17 protein-coding genes, 2 tRNA genes and 1 pseudogene are annotated in these 14,733 nt (G+C 65.3%); 16 read left to right on the forward strand and 4 right to left on the reverse strand.

Annotated elements, in window-relative coordinates:
• Positions 1-19 precede the first annotated feature (19 nt).
• On the forward strand, positions 20-1,159 hold the full coding sequence (locus QM789_RS13005; RefSeq protein ID WP_420352307.1) for an alkane 1-monooxygenase: 1,140 nt from the start codon (positions 20-22) through the stop codon (positions 1,157-1,159).
• On the opposite strand, the gene QM789_RS13010 is transcribed toward QM789_RS13005, so the two are convergent.
• Positions 1,156-1,791, reverse strand: coding sequence for an alpha-ketoglutarate-dependent dioxygenase AlkB family protein (locus tag QM789_RS13010; protein WP_420352308.1), 636 nt, complete (start codon positions 1,789-1,791; stop codon positions 1,156-1,158). The genes QM789_RS13005 and QM789_RS13010 overlap by 4 nt on opposite strands.
• Before the next feature lie 171 nt (positions 1,792-1,962).
• Here QM789_RS13010 and dnaK point away from each other — a divergent pair, with 171 nt between their 5' ends.
• The 3 genes from dnaK to radC are packed head-to-tail and all read left to right on the forward strand — an operon-like array spanning position 1,963 to position 5,882.
• Entirely contained in the window at positions 1,963-3,873 is a 1,911-nt protein-coding gene (dnaK, locus tag QM789_RS13015; protein ID WP_420352309.1) for a molecular chaperone DnaK, read from the forward strand.
• Between the two features lie 60 nt (positions 3,874-3,933).
• Positions 3,934-5,073, forward strand: coding sequence for a molecular chaperone DnaJ (dnaJ, locus tag QM789_RS13020; RefSeq protein WP_420352310.1), 1,140 nt, complete (start codon positions 3,934-3,936; stop codon positions 5,071-5,073).
• A gap of 44 nt (positions 5,074-5,117) precedes the next feature.
• Positions 5,118-5,882, forward strand: a complete 765-nt coding sequence (gene radC, locus QM789_RS13025) for a RadC family protein (RefSeq protein ID WP_420352311.1) — start codon at positions 5,118-5,120, stop codon at positions 5,880-5,882.
• A 118-nt stretch (positions 5,883-6,000) separates the two neighbouring features.
• Here radC and QM789_RS13030 read toward each other — a convergent pair whose 3' ends face one another.
• Together QM789_RS13030 and QM789_RS13035 are read right to left on the reverse strand one after the other, a co-directional pair.
• The gene (locus QM789_RS13030; protein WP_420352312.1) at positions 6,001-6,507 is read right to left on the reverse strand and encodes a ClbS/DfsB family four-helix bundle protein; all 507 of its coding nucleotides are present in this window, start codon (positions 6,505-6,507) and stop codon (positions 6,001-6,003) included.
• 105 nt (positions 6,508-6,612) lie between these two features.
• The gene (locus tag QM789_RS13035) at positions 6,613-6,834 is read right to left on the reverse strand and encodes a hypothetical protein (RefSeq protein WP_420352313.1); all 222 of its coding nucleotides are present in this window, start codon (positions 6,832-6,834) and stop codon (positions 6,613-6,615) included.
• 173 nt (positions 6,835-7,007) lie between these two features.
• Between QM789_RS13035 and QM789_RS13040 the strand changes: the two genes are divergently transcribed.
• The 4 genes from QM789_RS13040 to hisH all read left to right on the forward strand — a co-directional run bounded on the left by QM789_RS13040 (position 7,008) and on the right by hisH (position 8,499).
• Positions 7,008-7,082, forward strand: a tRNA-Gly gene (locus tag QM789_RS13040).
• A gap of 20 nt (positions 7,083-7,102) precedes the next feature.
• Positions 7,103-7,177: transfer RNA gene (locus QM789_RS13045), tRNA-Gly, on the forward strand.
• A 96-nt stretch (positions 7,178-7,273) separates the two neighbouring features.
• Positions 7,274-7,861, forward strand: coding sequence for an imidazoleglycerol-phosphate dehydratase HisB (gene hisB, locus QM789_RS13050; protein ID WP_420352314.1), 588 nt, complete (start codon positions 7,274-7,276; stop codon positions 7,859-7,861).
• Entirely contained in the window at positions 7,861-8,499 is a 639-nt protein-coding gene (gene hisH, locus QM789_RS13055; RefSeq protein ID WP_420352315.1) for an imidazole glycerol phosphate synthase subunit HisH, read from the forward strand. Before hisB ends, hisH begins: the two co-directional genes overlap by 1 nt.
• On the opposite strand, the gene QM789_RS13060 is transcribed toward hisH, so the two are convergent.
• Positions 8,496-8,879, reverse strand: a complete 384-nt coding sequence (locus QM789_RS13060) for a DUF2147 domain-containing protein (RefSeq protein WP_420352316.1) — start codon at positions 8,877-8,879, stop codon at positions 8,496-8,498. The two genes, hisH and QM789_RS13060, sit on opposite strands and share 4 nt — an antisense overlap.
• 118 nt (positions 8,880-8,997) lie before the next feature.
• Between QM789_RS13060 and hisA the strand changes: the two genes are divergently transcribed.
• The 8 genes and pseudogenes from hisA to QM789_RS13100 all read left to right on the forward strand — a co-directional run bounded on the left by hisA (position 8,998) and on the right by QM789_RS13100 (position 14,731).
• Entirely contained in the window at positions 8,998-9,717 is a 720-nt protein-coding gene (gene hisA / locus QM789_RS13065; protein WP_420352317.1) for a 1-(5-phosphoribosyl)-5-[(5-phosphoribosylamino)methylideneamino]imidazole-4-carboxamide isomerase, read from the forward strand.
• 43 nt (positions 9,718-9,760) lie between these two features.
• Positions 9,761-10,522 carry an imidazole glycerol phosphate synthase subunit HisF gene (hisF, locus tag QM789_RS13070; RefSeq protein WP_420352318.1) on the forward strand — a complete coding sequence of 254 codons (762 nt, stop codon included), beginning with the start codon at positions 9,761-9,763 and terminating at the stop codon, positions 10,520-10,522.
• On the forward strand, positions 10,519-10,830 hold the full coding sequence (locus tag QM789_RS13075; protein WP_420352319.1) for a phosphoribosyl-ATP diphosphatase: 312 nt from the start codon (positions 10,519-10,521) through the stop codon (positions 10,828-10,830). The genes hisF and QM789_RS13075 overlap by 4 nt, the downstream gene beginning before the upstream one ends.
• A gap of 54 nt (positions 10,831-10,884) precedes the next feature.
• A complete protein-coding gene (locus QM789_RS13080) occupies positions 10,885-11,328 on the forward strand; it encodes a TerB family tellurite resistance protein (protein WP_420352320.1) in 444 nt (147 codons plus the stop codon).
• Between the two features lie 125 nt (positions 11,329-11,453).
• Positions 11,454-12,227: an ABC transporter ATP-binding protein gene (locus QM789_RS13085; protein ID WP_420352321.1), complete on the forward strand. Its 774-nt coding sequence runs from the start codon at positions 11,454-11,456 to the stop codon at positions 12,225-12,227.
• Between the two features lie 34 nt (positions 12,228-12,261).
• Positions 12,262-12,982 (forward strand): annotated as a pseudogene (locus QM789_RS13090) (transporter substrate-binding domain-containing protein).
• A gap of 43 nt (positions 12,983-13,025) precedes the next feature.
• Positions 13,026-13,907, forward strand: a complete 882-nt coding sequence (locus QM789_RS13095; RefSeq protein WP_420352322.1) for an ABC transporter permease — start codon at positions 13,026-13,028, stop codon at positions 13,905-13,907.
• Entirely contained in the window at positions 13,904-14,731 is an 828-nt protein-coding gene (locus QM789_RS13100) for an ABC transporter permease (protein WP_420352323.1), read from the forward strand. Before QM789_RS13095 ends, QM789_RS13100 begins: the two co-directional genes overlap by 4 nt.
• Positions 14,732-14,733: the final 2 nt, after the last annotated feature.

The raw sequence follows: 14,733 nt of genomic DNA on the forward strand, positions 1-14,733 counted from the left end.
GCGAAACCGCGAGGCCCCGATGTCCACCCCCGACGAAATCCGCCGTCCGCTCCGGGCGCTGCCGTTCTGGATGTCGCTGGGGATGATTCCGCTGGCGGTTCTGGGCGCGGTTGCGGGCGGCTGGACGGTGCTGCTCCTGCCGGTCTACGGCTGGATTCTGGTGACGGTGCTGGACGGGGTTCTGGGCGAGAACGCGGACCAGCCCGACCCGGCCACGCCGGAGGCCGATCTGTTCTGGTATCGGCTGATCACGCTGATCTGGTTCCCGGTGCAGGCCGTTACGATCTTCGCCCTGATCTGGTGGGTGCCGCGCTCCGGGCTGAGCGTGGCGGAGGCGGTCGGGCTGTTCTTTGGCGTGGGTGTGATTTCCGGAACGATTGGAATAGTTTACGCGCATGAGTTGATGCATCAGATGAACCGGACGGAACGCTGGCTGGCGGATCTGCTGTTGGCGACGGTGCTCTATTCGCATTTCCGGTCGGAGCATCTGCTGGTGCATCACCTCTGGGTCGGCACGCCGCGCGATGCGGTGACCGCGCGCTACAACGAGGGCTTCCACCGCTATTTCTGGCGTGTCCTGCGCGATTGCCCCGCTTCGGCATGGCGGGCCGAAAAGCGGCTTCTGGCGCGGGCGGGGCGAAAGGTCTGGCACCGGTCCAACCCGTTCTGGCGCTATGCGGCGCTTCAGGGCGCGGCGCTGGCACTGGCCTTTGCCCTGGGCGGCTGGACCGGCGTCGGGCTGTTCGTGTGGCAGGCGTTCATCGCGGTGTGGCAGCTAGAACTGACGAATTACGTCGAACACTATGGCCTGACACGGGAATACCGGGGCGAAGGGCGCTATGAGCATGTCCTGCCGCGGCATAGCTGGAATTCGGCGCAGACGGCCTCGAACTGGCTGCTGATCAACCTTCAGCGCCATTCGGATCACCATTACAAACCCGACCGGCGCTTCCCGTTGCTCCAGACCTATGCCGAGGACGCGGCGCCGCAACTGCCGACGGGCTATCCGGCGATGACGACGCTGGCGATGATCCCGCCCTTGTGGCGGCGGCGGATGAACCCGCGCGTGCGGGAATGGCGGCGGCGGCACTATCCGCATGTGACGGACTGGACCCCCTACAACAAGGCGACGAATCCGATGCCGCGCGGCTCGGTCTAGGTCACCACGCGCAGCGTCAGGTTGATCCGCCCACCCTTCGGCAGCAGAAGCGACGTCCCCGGCGCGATCCGGTCCACCCCGTGATAACAAAGCCGCGCCGGGCCGCCCATCACCATCACATCGCCCGAACGCAGCCAGAGGCTCTGCGTCCGCCCGCCGCGCTCGGTGCCGCCGATGCGGAACAGCCCGTCATCGCCCAGGCTGATCGAAACGACGGGCTGGGTGAAGTCGCGCTCGTCGCGGTCCTGATGCAGGCCCATCCGGGCTTCGGCGCCATAGTAGTTGATCAGGCAGCATTCGGGTTCGCGCGCGCCCGGCACCACCGCGCGCCAGACCCGCAGGATGCTGTCGGGGATCGGCGGCCAGGCGGTGCCCGAGGGATGCGCGGCGGCGTAGCGATAGCCGCTCCGGTCCGAGGTCCAGCCGAACTTTCCCGCCGAAGTCATCCGCACGCTCATCGGCCGCCCGTAGGGCGTCATCGGCGAAAACAGCGGCGCGGCCCGTGCCACGGCGCGCAGATCGGACAGGATCCCGCGCTGTTCATCCCCCGTCAACCATCCGGAATAATGAAGAAAACCCCGGATCTCGGCGGGTTCCGGCCGCGCCCCGGGCCGATCTGGAAAATCCGACATTTGTTCCGCCATTCCCCCGAACCGAGTCCTTGCAGCGCCATTTTTGCCTTCTTATATACGGCCAGAAGCCAGCGGGATCACCCCGAAGGCAGCAACCGAAACCCTGGGATAGGGGAAGGGGGCCTGATGAGGACCCGACCCCGCCATATCGCCGAAAGAAGAGGTATATACATGGCCAAAGTCATCGGGATCGACCTCGGGACCACGAACTCCTGCGTCGCCATCATGGATGGTTCGCAGCCGCGTGTGATCGAGAACTCGGAAGGCGCGCGGACCACGCCGTCGATCGTCGCCTTCACCGACAGCGAGCGCCTCGTCGGTCAGCCTGCCAAGCGGCAAGCCGTCACCAACCCGACCAACACCGTTTTCGCCGTGAAGCGCCTGATCGGGCGCAAGGTGGGCGATGCCGAAGTCCAGAAGGACAAGAAGCTGGTTCCCTACGCCATCGTCGATGGCGGCAACGGGGATGCCTGGGTCGAGGTGCGGGGCGACAAATATTCTCCCGCGCAGGTTTCCGCGGTCATCTTGCAGAAGATGAAGGAAACCGCCGAAAGCTATCTGGGCGAAAGCGTCACGCAGGCGGTGATCACCGTCCCGGCCTATTTCAACGACGCGCAACGCCAGGCCACGAAGGACGCGGGCAAGATCGCCGGCCTCGAAGTGCTGCGGATCATCAACGAACCGACGGCGGCGGCGCTGGCCTATGGCCTCGACAAGAAGGAAACCAAGACGATCGCGGTCTATGACCTCGGCGGTGGCACCTTCGACATCACCATCCTGGAAATCGACGACGGCCTGTTCGAGGTGAAATCGACCAACGGGGACACGTTCCTCGGCGGTGAAGACTTCGACATGCGGATCGTCAACTACCTGGCCGAAGAGTTCAAGAAAGAGCATGGCGTCGACCTGACCAAGGACAAGATGGCGCTGCAACGGCTGAAGGAAGCCGCGGAAAAGGCGAAGATCGAACTGTCGTCCAGCCAGCAGACGGAAATCAACCAGCCGTTCATCTCGATGGATGCAAGCTCGGGCACGCCGCTGCACATGGTCATGAAGCTGACCCGCGCGAAGCTGGAAAGCCTGGTCGGCGACCTGATCAAGAAGTCGCTGAAGCCCTGTGAAGCCGCGCTGAAGGATGCGGGCGTGTCGAAGTCGGACATCGACGAGGTGGTTCTCGTCGGCGGGATGACCCGGATGCCGAAGGTGGTGGAAGCCGTGACCGAATTCTTCGGCAAGGAACCCCACAAGGGCGTGAACCCGGATGAGGTCGTGGCGCTTGGCGCGGCAATTCAGGCGGGCGTGCTGCAAGGCGACGTGAAGGATGTCGTGCTGCTCGACGTGACGCCGCTGAGCCTCGGCATCGAAACGCTGGGCGGTGTGTTCACCCGGCTGATCGACCGCAACACCACGATCCCGACGAAGAAGAGCCAGATCTTCTCGACCGCCGAGGACAACCAGAACGCGGTGACGATCCGGGTGTTCCAGGGCGAACGCGAAATGGCCGCGGACAACAAGATGCTGGGCCAGTTCAACCTTGAACAGATCCCGCCCGCCCCGCGCGGCGTGCCGCAGATCGAGGTGACGTTCGACATCGACGCGAACGGCATCGTGAGCGTTTCGGCGAAGGACAAGGGCACCGGCAAATCGCAGAACATCACGATCCAGGCGTCGGGCGGCCTGTCCGACGACGAGATCGAGAAGATGGTCAAGGACGCCGAGGCCAATGCCGAAGCCGACAAGAAGCGCAAGGAGCTGGTCGAGACCAAGAACCAGGGCGAAAGCCTGCTCGACTCCACCCGCAAGTCGCTCGCCGAACATGGCGACAAGGTGGATGGCTCGACCGTCGAGGTGATCGAACTGGCGGCCAATGCGCTTGAGGAAGCCCTCAAGACCGAGGACGCCGGCAAGATCAAGGGCGCGATCAGCAACCTGACCGATGCCGCGATGAAGCTTGGCGAAGCGATCTACAAGGCGCAGCAGGCCGATGCCGAAAAGGCCGGGGACCATGAGGGGGCCGAGCGCGACGACGATGGTATCGTCGATGCCGACTTCGAGGACATGGGCGACAACAAGCGCAAGTAAGCGCCACAGGACGGCGGAGCGGGCCCCACGCGGGCCCGCTCTCCTGTCGAGGGGAACTCCATGGCAAAACGCGATTTCTACGAGGTTCTGGGTGTCGTCCGCACCGCCTCGACCGAGGAGATCAAGAAGGCCTATCGCGTCAAGGCGAAGGAACTTCACCCCGACCGCAACAAGGACAATCCGGATGCGGAGGCCCAGTTCAAGGAAGTGAACGAGGCCTATGACTGCCTGAAGGATGCCGATCGGAAGGCGGCCTATGACCGGTTCGGCCATGCGGCCTTTGAGGGTGGCATGGGTGGCGGGCAGCGCGGCTACGGCGGCCAGGGCGATTTCGCCTCGGCCTTCTCCGACGTGTTCGAGGATCTGTTCGGCGATTTCATGGGCGGGCGTGGCGGCGGCGGGCGCAGCCGCGCGGCACGCGGGTCCGACCTGCGCTATAACCTGCGGGTGACGCTGGAAGAGGCGTTCAAGGGCGTGCAGAAGACGATTTCCGTTCCGGGATCTTCGGCCTGCACCGCCTGCAACGGCACCGGGGCCGAGGGCGGCGCCGAGCCGCAGACCTGTCCGACCTGCGCGGGCATGGGCAAGGTCCGGGCGCAGAACGGCTTTTTCACGGTGGAACGCACCTGCCCCACCTGCGGCGGCGTGGGTCAGGTGGTGAAGAACCCCTGCCGGGTCTGCCACGGCGCGGGCCGGGTCGAGAAGGAACGCAACCTGGCGGTCAACATCCCCGCAGGGGTCGAGACCGGGACGCGGATCCGTCTGGCGGGCGAAGGCGAGGCCGGAATGCGGGGCGGCCCTGCGGGCGATCTCTATATCTTCATCGAAGTGCGCGAACATGCGATTTTTCAGCGCGACGGGGTGCACCTGTTCTGCCGCGTGCCGGTGTCGATCGCCTCTGCCGCGCTTGGCGGCGAAGTCGAGGTGCCGACGATCGACGGTGGCCGCAGCAAGGTGAAGGTTCCCGCGGGCAGCCAGTCCGGGCGGCAGATGCGCCTGCGCGGCAAGGGCATGCCCGCGCTGCGCGGCGGCGGTTCGGGCGACATGGTGATCGAACTGGCGGTCGAAACGCCGGTGAACCTGACCGCGCGGCAAAAGGAATTGCTGCGCGAATTCGAGAAAATCGAGGCCGAGAACAACCCCGAAGGGGCGACGTTCTTCAAGAAGGTCAAGAGCTTCTGGGACAGCATGACCGGCTGATTCCGGTTAAGGCTTTGTTCACCAGAACGGCGGATGATCGGGGTATGACACAGCCCTCCGCCTTTCACGAATCCAGGTCGCTGTTCGGCGATCCCGACGAAGCGGTTCTCGCCCCGCCACGGGGCGGGGACAAACTGCCCTCCTATCTCCAGGACCATCGCAAACGGCTGCGGACACGGTTCATGGAGGGCGGCGCGACGGCGATGCCGGATTACGAACTGCTGGAACTGGTGCTGTTCCGCGCCATCCCCCGGCAGGATGTGAAGCCGCTGGCACGCAGGCTGCTGGAGGTGTTCGGCGATTTCGGCCGGGTGATTGCGGCCGCCCCTGCCCGGCTGCGCGAGGTGAATGGCGTCGGCGATGCCGTGGTGCAGGAGCTGAAGATCGTCGAGGCAGCGGCACAGCGGCTGGCCCGCGCGCGGGTGATGCACCGGCCGGTGCTGTCATCCTGGAATGCGTTGCTCGACTATTGCCACACCACGATGGCGCTGCGCGAGACCGAGCAGTTCCGCGTGCTGTATCTGGACCGCAAGAACGTGCTGATCGCCGATGAGGAACAGGCCCGTGGCACGGTGGACCATGTTCCGGTCTATCCGCGCGAGGTGGCGAAACGGGCGCTGGAACTGAACGCTTCGGCGCTGATTCTCGTCCACAACCACCCCTCGGGCGACCCGACCCCATCGCAGGCCGATATCGCCGTGACCGAACAGATGCGGCAGGCGGGCGCGGTTCTGGGCATCAGCCTGCACGACCACCTGGTGATCGGCAAGAGCCGGGAACTGAGCTTCCGGTCCGAAGGATATCTCTGATTCCCGGCGCGACGCACAAATCACCGAATGTCAGATGACAAACACACGGGCGCCAAAGCGCGTGACCGGGCATCAGCCAAAGCCGCCCGAATGCGACGGGTAATCTGTGGAACGCGGCTTAATGGCCAGTCTTGAGCCATTTTCTGATACGCGACCGCGCGCTTGCGTAAGGCGACGATGTATTGAACTGGATCATCCGACCCTTCGTCCACTTGCCATACCAGGGACGGCCATAGAGTTCGTCGTCAGACCGGGACGAGATCGCTTCGATGATCTGGATATTTGCCGCAGTCAGTCGGGTCAGCAACTCGGGCCATTCAAGATACTGATAATCTGCGTAGAACTTCTGGGCCAACAAACCAAGTTGGTTCCATTTGAACCCGGTTTCAGGAAAATCGACCACCTCTCCGCAGTCATCCATCTTCAGCCATTTCAGAACGAGTTCGTTCCAGCCGAGCAGATAGGCCACCAGATCTGCGGGACTCATCAATGTGCCCGCGGCATGGCCCTCCAGAGACGCCTGTCGGGCAATCTCCGGGGGGACTCGGGCAAGGTCGGTCATCAATTTCCCGAATGTTGCCGACACCGCATCCAGGAGTTCGGCTTTGGAAGAAGGCACACTCATAACGAGCTCCTATGTATGCCGCCCCGAAGACAGACCCATCAACGACCGCCGGGGGCTCTTAGCCCCATGATGGCGGAAAGACCGTAGGATCTGACGCCCCTTGCCTCAAACCCCGCGCCGCAGGGCTGCGGCCACGAGGCGGGCCAGTTGCGCCTCCGCCGGGTTCGGGGCGCTGCCGGCGAGGACGATCAGCAGCCGCGCGAGGTGTTCCTTCCGCTCAGGCGGGGTCTTGTAGCCGTCGATCAGCTTCACCGCCAGCCGGACCGCCGCGCGCTGCGTGTCCGCCGTTTCGCGCTCGGCGGCGGCAACGCGTTCTTCTGGTGTCATGGACGGCTCCTCCGCGATGGTTCCGCCGGGCATGATACAGGCGGTTTCCCCGCTCCGGAACCCCCGGCCACAGCGCCGCGGCCCGAGAAACCGACGGGGAAATGGCGCGGGTGCATTTTTCCTCTTGCAGCGCGCGGCCCCTTCGCCTAAATCCCCGCTCACCGAAACGGTGCGCGGGCGTAGCTCAGGGGTAGAGCATTACCTTGCCAAGGTAAGGGTCGTGAGTTCGAATCTCATCGCCCGCTCCATTTCGGCCATATCGCTGCATGCGGGCGTAGCTCAGGGGTAGAGCATTACCTTGCCAAGGTAAGGGTCGTGAGTTCGAATCTCATCGCCCGCTCCAGCGACACAAACGGGACCGCTTCGGCGGTTCTTTTGTTTTCCACAGCTTTGCATCCCCCTGCCCCGGCCCTATAAGGCGGGAAACGAGGGGAATCCGATGCGCACAGCCACCATCCGCCGCCAAACCGCCGAAACCGCGATCGAGGTCACCGTGAACCTCGACGGCACCGGGGTCTATGACAACGCGACCGGCATCGGCTTCTTCGACCACATGCTCGACCAGCTTTCGCGCCATTCGCTGATCGACCTGACGATTCGGGCCAGGGGCGACCTGCATATCGACGACCACCACACGGTGGAGGATACCGGCATCGCGCTTGGCCAGGCGCTGGTGCAGGCGCTTGGCGACAAGAAGGGCATCCGCCGCTACGGTCATTTCGCGCTGGCGATGGACGACACGCAGGTGGCCTGTGCGCTGGACCTGTCGGCACGGCCCTATCTGCTGTGGAACGTCGATTTCCCGACGCAGAAGATCGGCACGTTTGATACCGAACTGGTGCGCGAATTCTTTCAGGCGCTGAGCACGAACGGCGGCATCACCCTGCATGTCGACAAGGTGCATGGCATCAACAGCCACCACATCGCCGAGGCCGCGTTCAAATCCGTCGCCCGCGCGCTGCGCATGGCGGTGGAAGCGGATCCGCGCATGGCGGGGGTGCTGCCCTCGACCAAGGGGGCGTTGTGATGCTGACGGCGCTGGTCGATTACGAATCGGGCAACCTGCATTCGGCGCAGAAGGCGTTCGAGCGGATGGCGCGCGAGGGCGGGCATGGCGAGGTCACCGTGACTTCGGATCCGGGCGTGGTGGCCCGGGCGGATCGGATCGTGCTGCCGGGGGATGGGGCCTTCCCCGCCTGCCGCGCCGCGCTGATCCGCCACGCGGGGCTGTTCGAGGCGATCGAGGAGGCGGTAATCGGCAAGGGCCGCCCGTTCCTCGGCATCTGTATCGGCATGCAGATGCTGGCGACGCGCGGGCTGGAGTTCCAGCCGACCGAGGGCTTCGGCTGGATCCCCGGCGAGGTCACCCGGATCACCCCCGCCGATCCCGCGCTGAAGGTGCCGCATATGGGCTGGAACGATCTGGTGATCGACCGTCCGCATCCGGTGCTGGCGGGGGTCGCCTCGGGCGACCACGCCTATTTCGTGCATTCCTACCACTTCCGCGTGGCCGAGCCGCAGCACCGGATCGCGCATGTCGATTACGCCGGGCCGATCACCGCCATCGTCGGGCGCGACAACATCATCGGCACGCAGTTCCATCCGGAGAAATCACAGGCGGTGGGGCTGCGGATCATCGCGAATTTCCTGGCCTGGGCGCCCTAACGGACGCGCTGCCAGTTCTGTTTCGCGCAGACCAGCCCGCCCAGAACGCAGCCCGACAGTTTCATCGCATCGCCCTGAAGCGCGATCTTGCCGGTATAGGTCTTGCCGTTCGACGGGCGCCAGACCTTGCCCGCATAGGTGCCGTTGCCCTGCGGCACCATGTCGATGACGATCTGCTTGCCGGTGTTCGGGCTGTCATGGGGTTTGCCGTCGCGGAACGAGCGGATGATCGTGCCACAGAACGCCGGGCCGCAGGGCGCGATCCGCACATGGGCCAGCGCGCCATCGTCGGGCTGGGTCTGCCAGATGCCTTCGATCGGGTCGGCGGATGCAAGAACCGGGGCCACGGTCAGCGCCGCCGCCAGAAGAATGTGTTTCATGATGTCCTCCCTGACGCGCAGGTCAACACAGGAGCCCGAGTCGCGGCAAGGCTGACGTGGCGTCTTGCCCGGACCCGTCGCGCATGGCATGACCACCGCGGAAACAGGGAGACGAGCCATGATCCTTTACCCCGCGATCGACCTCAAGGACGGCCAATGCGTGCGGCTCCTGCACGGCGAGATGGACAAGGCCACGGTCTTCGGCGACGACCCGGCGGCGCAGGCGGCGGCGTTCGAAGCGGCGGGCTGCGAGTGGATCCATCTGGTCGACCTGAACGGCGCCTTCGCCGGGCAGCCGGTGAATGCGGCGGCGGTGGAGGCGATCCTCGCGCGGATCCGCGTTCCCGCGCAGCTGGGCGGCGGCATCCGCGACATGGCGACCATCGAAGGCTGGCTGTCGAAGGGGCTTTCGCGGGTGATCCTCGGCACCGTGGCGGTGGAGAACCCCGATCTGGTGCGCGAGGCGGCGCGGGCCTTCCCCGGCCATGTCGCCGTCGGCATCGACGCCCGGAACGGCCGCGTGGCAACCAAGGGCTGGGCCGAGGAGACCGATGTCATGGTCACCGACCTCGCCCGGAGTTTCGAGGATGCCGGCGTTTCGGCCATCATCTACACCGACATCCTGCGTGACGGCGCGATGCAGGGCCCGAACATTGAGGCGACCGAGGCGCTGGCCCGCGCCGTGTCGATCCCGGTGATCGCCTCGGGCGGGGTGTCCTCGCTTGCCGACCTGACCGCGCTGCGCGACACCGGGGTGATCGCCGGGGCGATCTCGGGCCGGGCGATCTATGACGGGGCGCTCGACCTTGCGCAGGCGCTGGCCGCGCTGAAGGGCTGACTTCGCGGCGCGCGCGCGATAGAAGGGCCGAAAGGAGACGCCCATGCTCAAGACCCGCATCATCCCCTGTCTGGACGTGGCCGATGGCCGCGTGGTCAAGGGCGTGAATTTCGTCAATCTGATCGACGCGGGCGACCCGGTTGAGGCCGCCAAGGCCTATGATGCGGCGGGGGCGGATGAACTGTGCTTCCTCGACATCCACGCCACGCATGAAAACCGCGGCACGATGTATGATCTGGTCTCGCGCACGGCGGAGCAGTGTTTCATGCCGCTGACGGTGGGCGGCGGCGTGCGCAGCCACGAAGACGTGCGCAAGCTGCTGCTGGCCGGGGCGGACAAGGTGTCGTTCAACTCTGCCGCCGTGGCGGACCCCGATGTGGTGGCCGAGGCCGCCGACCGTTTCGGCAGCCAGTGCATCGTGGTCGCCATCGACGCGAAGACGGTGGAACCCGGCCGGTGGGAAATCTTCACCCATGGCGGGCGCAAACCCACCGGCATCGACGCGCTGGACTTCGCCCGCAGGGTAGAGGCGAAGGGCGCGGGAGAAATCCTGCTGACCTCGATGGACCGCGACGGCACGCGGGCGGGCTTCAACCTGCCCCTGACCCGTGCCATCGCAGATGCGGTGGAAATCCCGGTGATCGCCTCGGGCGGGGTCGGCACGCTCGACCACCTCGTCGAAGGGGTGCGGGAGGGCCATGCCTCGGCGGTGCTGGCGGCCTCGATCTTCCATTTCGGCACATTCACCATCCGCGAGGCCAAGCAGCACATGGCCGCCGCGGGCATCCCCGTGAGGCTCTCATGACCACGCTCGACCGGCTCGAAGCCACCATCCTGTCGCGCAAGCGCGCCGATCCGGACAGCAGCTGGACCGCGAAGCTGTTCGCCAAGGGGCCGGAGAAATGCGCGCAGAAATTCGGCGAAGAGGCGATCGAGGCCTGCATGGCCGTGGCGAAGGGCGACCGCGAAAACCTGGTCTATGAATCGGCTGATGTGCTCTATCACCTGCTGGTGATGCTCGCCGCGCGCGATGTGCCGCTGGCCGAGGTTCTGGCGGAACTCGAACGGCGCGAAGGTACCTCGGGGATCGCGGAAAAAGCCGCCCGGGGATAGGCCATCGCGGGGGCGTGACTTGGCGTCGCCCGCAGCAGCCCCTAGATTGTGCCCATGCTGAAATCCTTCCTCTCCCTCTTCGCGGATACCCCCGCCCCCGCGCTTTCGGCCTCGGATGCCGAATTCGCCATTGCCGTGCTGCTGGTGCGGCTGGCGCGGGCGGATGGCACATATGGCACACAGGAACAGGCCCGGATCGACCGGGTGATCGCAGCGCGGGGCGGGCTCAGCCCCTGGGAGGCGGCGGAACTGCGCGCCCGCGCCGAAGAGGCCGAGAGCGCCGCGCCCGATACCGTCCGCTTCACCCGCGTCATCAAGGACGGCATCCCCTACGAAGACCGCATTCAGGTGATCGAGGCGCTGTGGGACGTGGCCTTCGCCGACCACAGCCGCGATGCCGAGGAAGACGCGCTGATCCGCCTGACGGCCAGCCTGCTGGGCATCAACGACCGCGATTCGGCCCTCGCGCGGCAGCGGGTCGAGGCCGGGCGTGCCTGAGACCTGCCCGTTTCCCGGGCCGCTGCCCGCTTTTTGCGCAGAAACCACGCCCTGACCCCGCTTCCCCGTTGCAATGCGCGGTGAAATCACGCCAATCTGTGTCATCGGAGACCAGAGAAGCGATCGTGTCCATCATTCCCCCCGTCATCGAAATCCGCGACCTGCACAAGAGCTACGGCCCGCTCGAAGTGCTCAAGGGTGTCTCGATCCGTGCCGACAAGGGCAAGGTCGTCTCGCTCATCGGCTCTTCCGGCTCGGGCAAGTCGACGCTCCTGCGCTGCTGCAACCTGCTGGAGGACAGCCAGGCGGGCGATGTCCTGTTTCAGGGCGAGGCGGTGAAATGGGCGGGACATGGCGCGCACCGCCACCCTGCCGACCGGGCGCAGGTGACGCGGTTCCGCACCAACCTGTCGATGGTGTTCCAGCAGTTCAACCTGTGGTCCCACATGACGATCCTGCAAAACGTCATGGAGGCGCCGGTGACGGTGCTGAAGCGCGACCCGAAGGAGGTCGAGGCGCTGGCACGCCGGGCGCTCGACAAGGTGGGCATCGGCAACAAGGCCGACGCCTGGCCCGCGCAGCTTTCGGGTGGGCAGCAACAGCGCGCCGCGATCGCGCGGGCGCTGTGCATGCAGCCCGAGGCGCTGCTGTTCGACGAACCGACCTCCGCGCTCGATCCCGAGTTGCAGCAGGAGGTGGTCAAGGTCATCAAGGATCTGGCGAACGAGGAACGGACGATGATCCTCGTGACCCATGACATGCGGCTGGCGGCGGATGTGTCCGATCATGTCGTCTTCCTGCATCAGGGACGGATCGAGGAGGAAGGCCCGCCCGAACGGCTGTTCGGCGCGCCCACGTCGGAACGGCTCCGGCAATTCCTGTCGGCCACGGCGGCCTGAGCGAAAAATTCCAATCAGAAAACAGGGGTATAGAATGAAGAAGCTGATCCTGACGGGTGCCGCGCTGGTGTTCTCGGCGGGTCTTGCGATGGCGCAGGACGTGGTGCGGATGGGCACCGAGGGCGCCTACCCTCCCTACAACTTCATCAATGACAAGGGCGAAGTGGACGGTTTCGAGCGCGAACTGGGCGATAAGGTCTGCGCGATGGCGGAACTGAAATGCACCTGGGTCGTCAACGACTGGGATTTCGATCATCCCGAACCTGCTGTCCGGGAATTACGACACGATCCTCGCCGGGATGAGCATCACCGACGAGCGCAAGGAAACCATCGACTTCACGCAGAACTACTACCCGCCGACCGCTTCGGCCTATGCCGCGCCGAAGGCGGATGCGGACCTGAAGGGCGTGGTGGCCGCACAGGTCGGCACGATCCAGGCCGATCATGTGGCGAAATCGGGCGCGACGCTGCTGGAATTCGCAACGCTCGACGATACCGTCGCGGCGGTGAAGAACGGCGAGGCGGATGCGGTCTTTGCCGACAAGGACGCGCTTGTCCCCTTCGTGAGCGAGGGCAGCGGGCTGGTCTGGTCGGGCGAGGATGTGCCGCTGGGCGGTGGTATCGGCATCGGCCTGCGCAAGTCGGACACCGCGCTGAAGGAAAAGCTGAACGCGGCGATCACCAAGTTGAAGGAATTGGGCGAGCTGAACACGATGCTGAAGAAGTGGTTCGGCGACGAAGCCCTGACCTTCTGATCCCTCACGGGCGGGCTCCGGCCCGCCCTGCCAAGGAACCGCGATGTTTGCGAGTTGCGCCGATCCATCCCGACTTGAGGGGCTGAGCTGGCTCCTGTGCTACCTGACCTCGGGTAAGCACCTGATGTTCTACACCTCGTTTCTGGTGGTGATCGCGCTGATGCTGATCGTCGCGCCGATCGCGCTGCTGTTCGGCTTTGGCGGGGCGCTGTCGGCGCGGTCGCACTTTGCGCCGCTGCGCTGGTTCGGCAAGGGCTATACCTCGATGGTGCGCGGCGTGCCCGACATCATCTTTTTCCTCTTCGTGCCGATCGCGATGGATCAGGGGCTGGAATGGCTGCGGCATCTGTATAAATGCCCGCCCTCGGATAAACCGGTCTGGTCGAACGGCGAGTTCAGCGTCTGCGCGGCGGCGAAGATCCCGCTGGCGACCTCGGCGGAGGGCTGGCATGAGGCTTACGGCTTCACGCTGGCCGTGGTGGCCTTCGCCATCGTCTTCGGCGCCTTCGCGGCCAATGTGCTTTATGGCGCGATGAATGCGGTGCCGCGCGCGCAACTGGAAACCGCCGAAGCCTATGGCATGACCCCCGCGCAGGTCCGCCGCCGGGTGCTGATCCCGCAGATGTGGACCTACGCCCTGCCCGGCCTGTCGAACCTGTGGCTGATCCTGATCAAGGCGACGCCGCTGCTGTTCCTGCTGGGGGTGACGGATATCGTCTATTGGGCGCGCGAACTCGGCGCGACGAAATCGAAACTCTACGACTACCCGCACCCCGATTGGCGGCTGTGGTATTTCCTCGTGCTGCTGTGCTTCTACCTGGGCATGACACGGATTTCAGAACTGGTGCTGGCCCGGCTGACCACGCGGCTTGCGCGCGGACAGGCGACGATGGCGGGCGAAGCAATGCGGAAGGCGGGCGCATGAGCTGTTTCCAGACCATCGCCGATTATGGCCTGCGGTCCCTCGGCATCGGCGAGCGGATCCTGCCGCGCGGCAGCGTCACCCTGTGCGAGCAGTTCACCCTGATCGGCTCCGGCCTGATCTGGAACATCTATTTCGGCGTCGTCTCGCTGGCGTTCGGTTTCCTCTTCGCCTCGGCGCTGGCCGTCACCAAGGCCTGGGGCCCGGTCTGGCTGCGCAAACCGGCGGAATGGTTCATCTTCCTGTTCCGGGGCTCGCCGCTCTTCATCCAGTTCTTCATCGCCTACGAGGCGCTGGTCCGGCTGCCGAAGACCGGGATCACGCTGGGCGGGCTCCTCGTGCCCACGGACTGGACGACCTCGGCCTGGGCCGGAGCGGCGCTGGTTCTGTTCCTGAACACCTCTGCCTATGCGGCGGAAATCCTGTACGGCGCGCTGCGGGCGGTGCCGAAGGGGGATCTGGAGGCCGCAGACGCCTATGGCATGACCGGCTGGACGAAATACCGCCGCGTGGTCTGGCCGACGCAACTGCGCCTGGCCTGGCCCGCCTATACGAACGAGGCGATCTTCCTGTTCCATGCCACGACGCTGGTGTTCTTCTCGGGCTTCCCGGCCTATCAGCAACGCGGCGATGCGCTCTATTACGCGAAGTTCTTCGCGGACAAGACCTATAACCCTTTCATCCCCTATCCGATCGCGGCCTTCTACTTTATCCTGCTGACACTGGCCCTGATCGGAGTGTTCGGGGTGATCAACCGCCGCCTGAACCGGCACCTTCCCGGTGCGCAAAAGCCCAGGCTGAGGATCAGGCCGCAAATCATCAGGTGAGG

Origin of the sequence: Paenirhodobacter sp. (assembly GCF_047600745.1) — a bacterium.
Taxonomy (GTDB): Bacteria; Pseudomonadota; Alphaproteobacteria; order Rhodobacterales; family Rhodobacteraceae; genus Rhodobacter.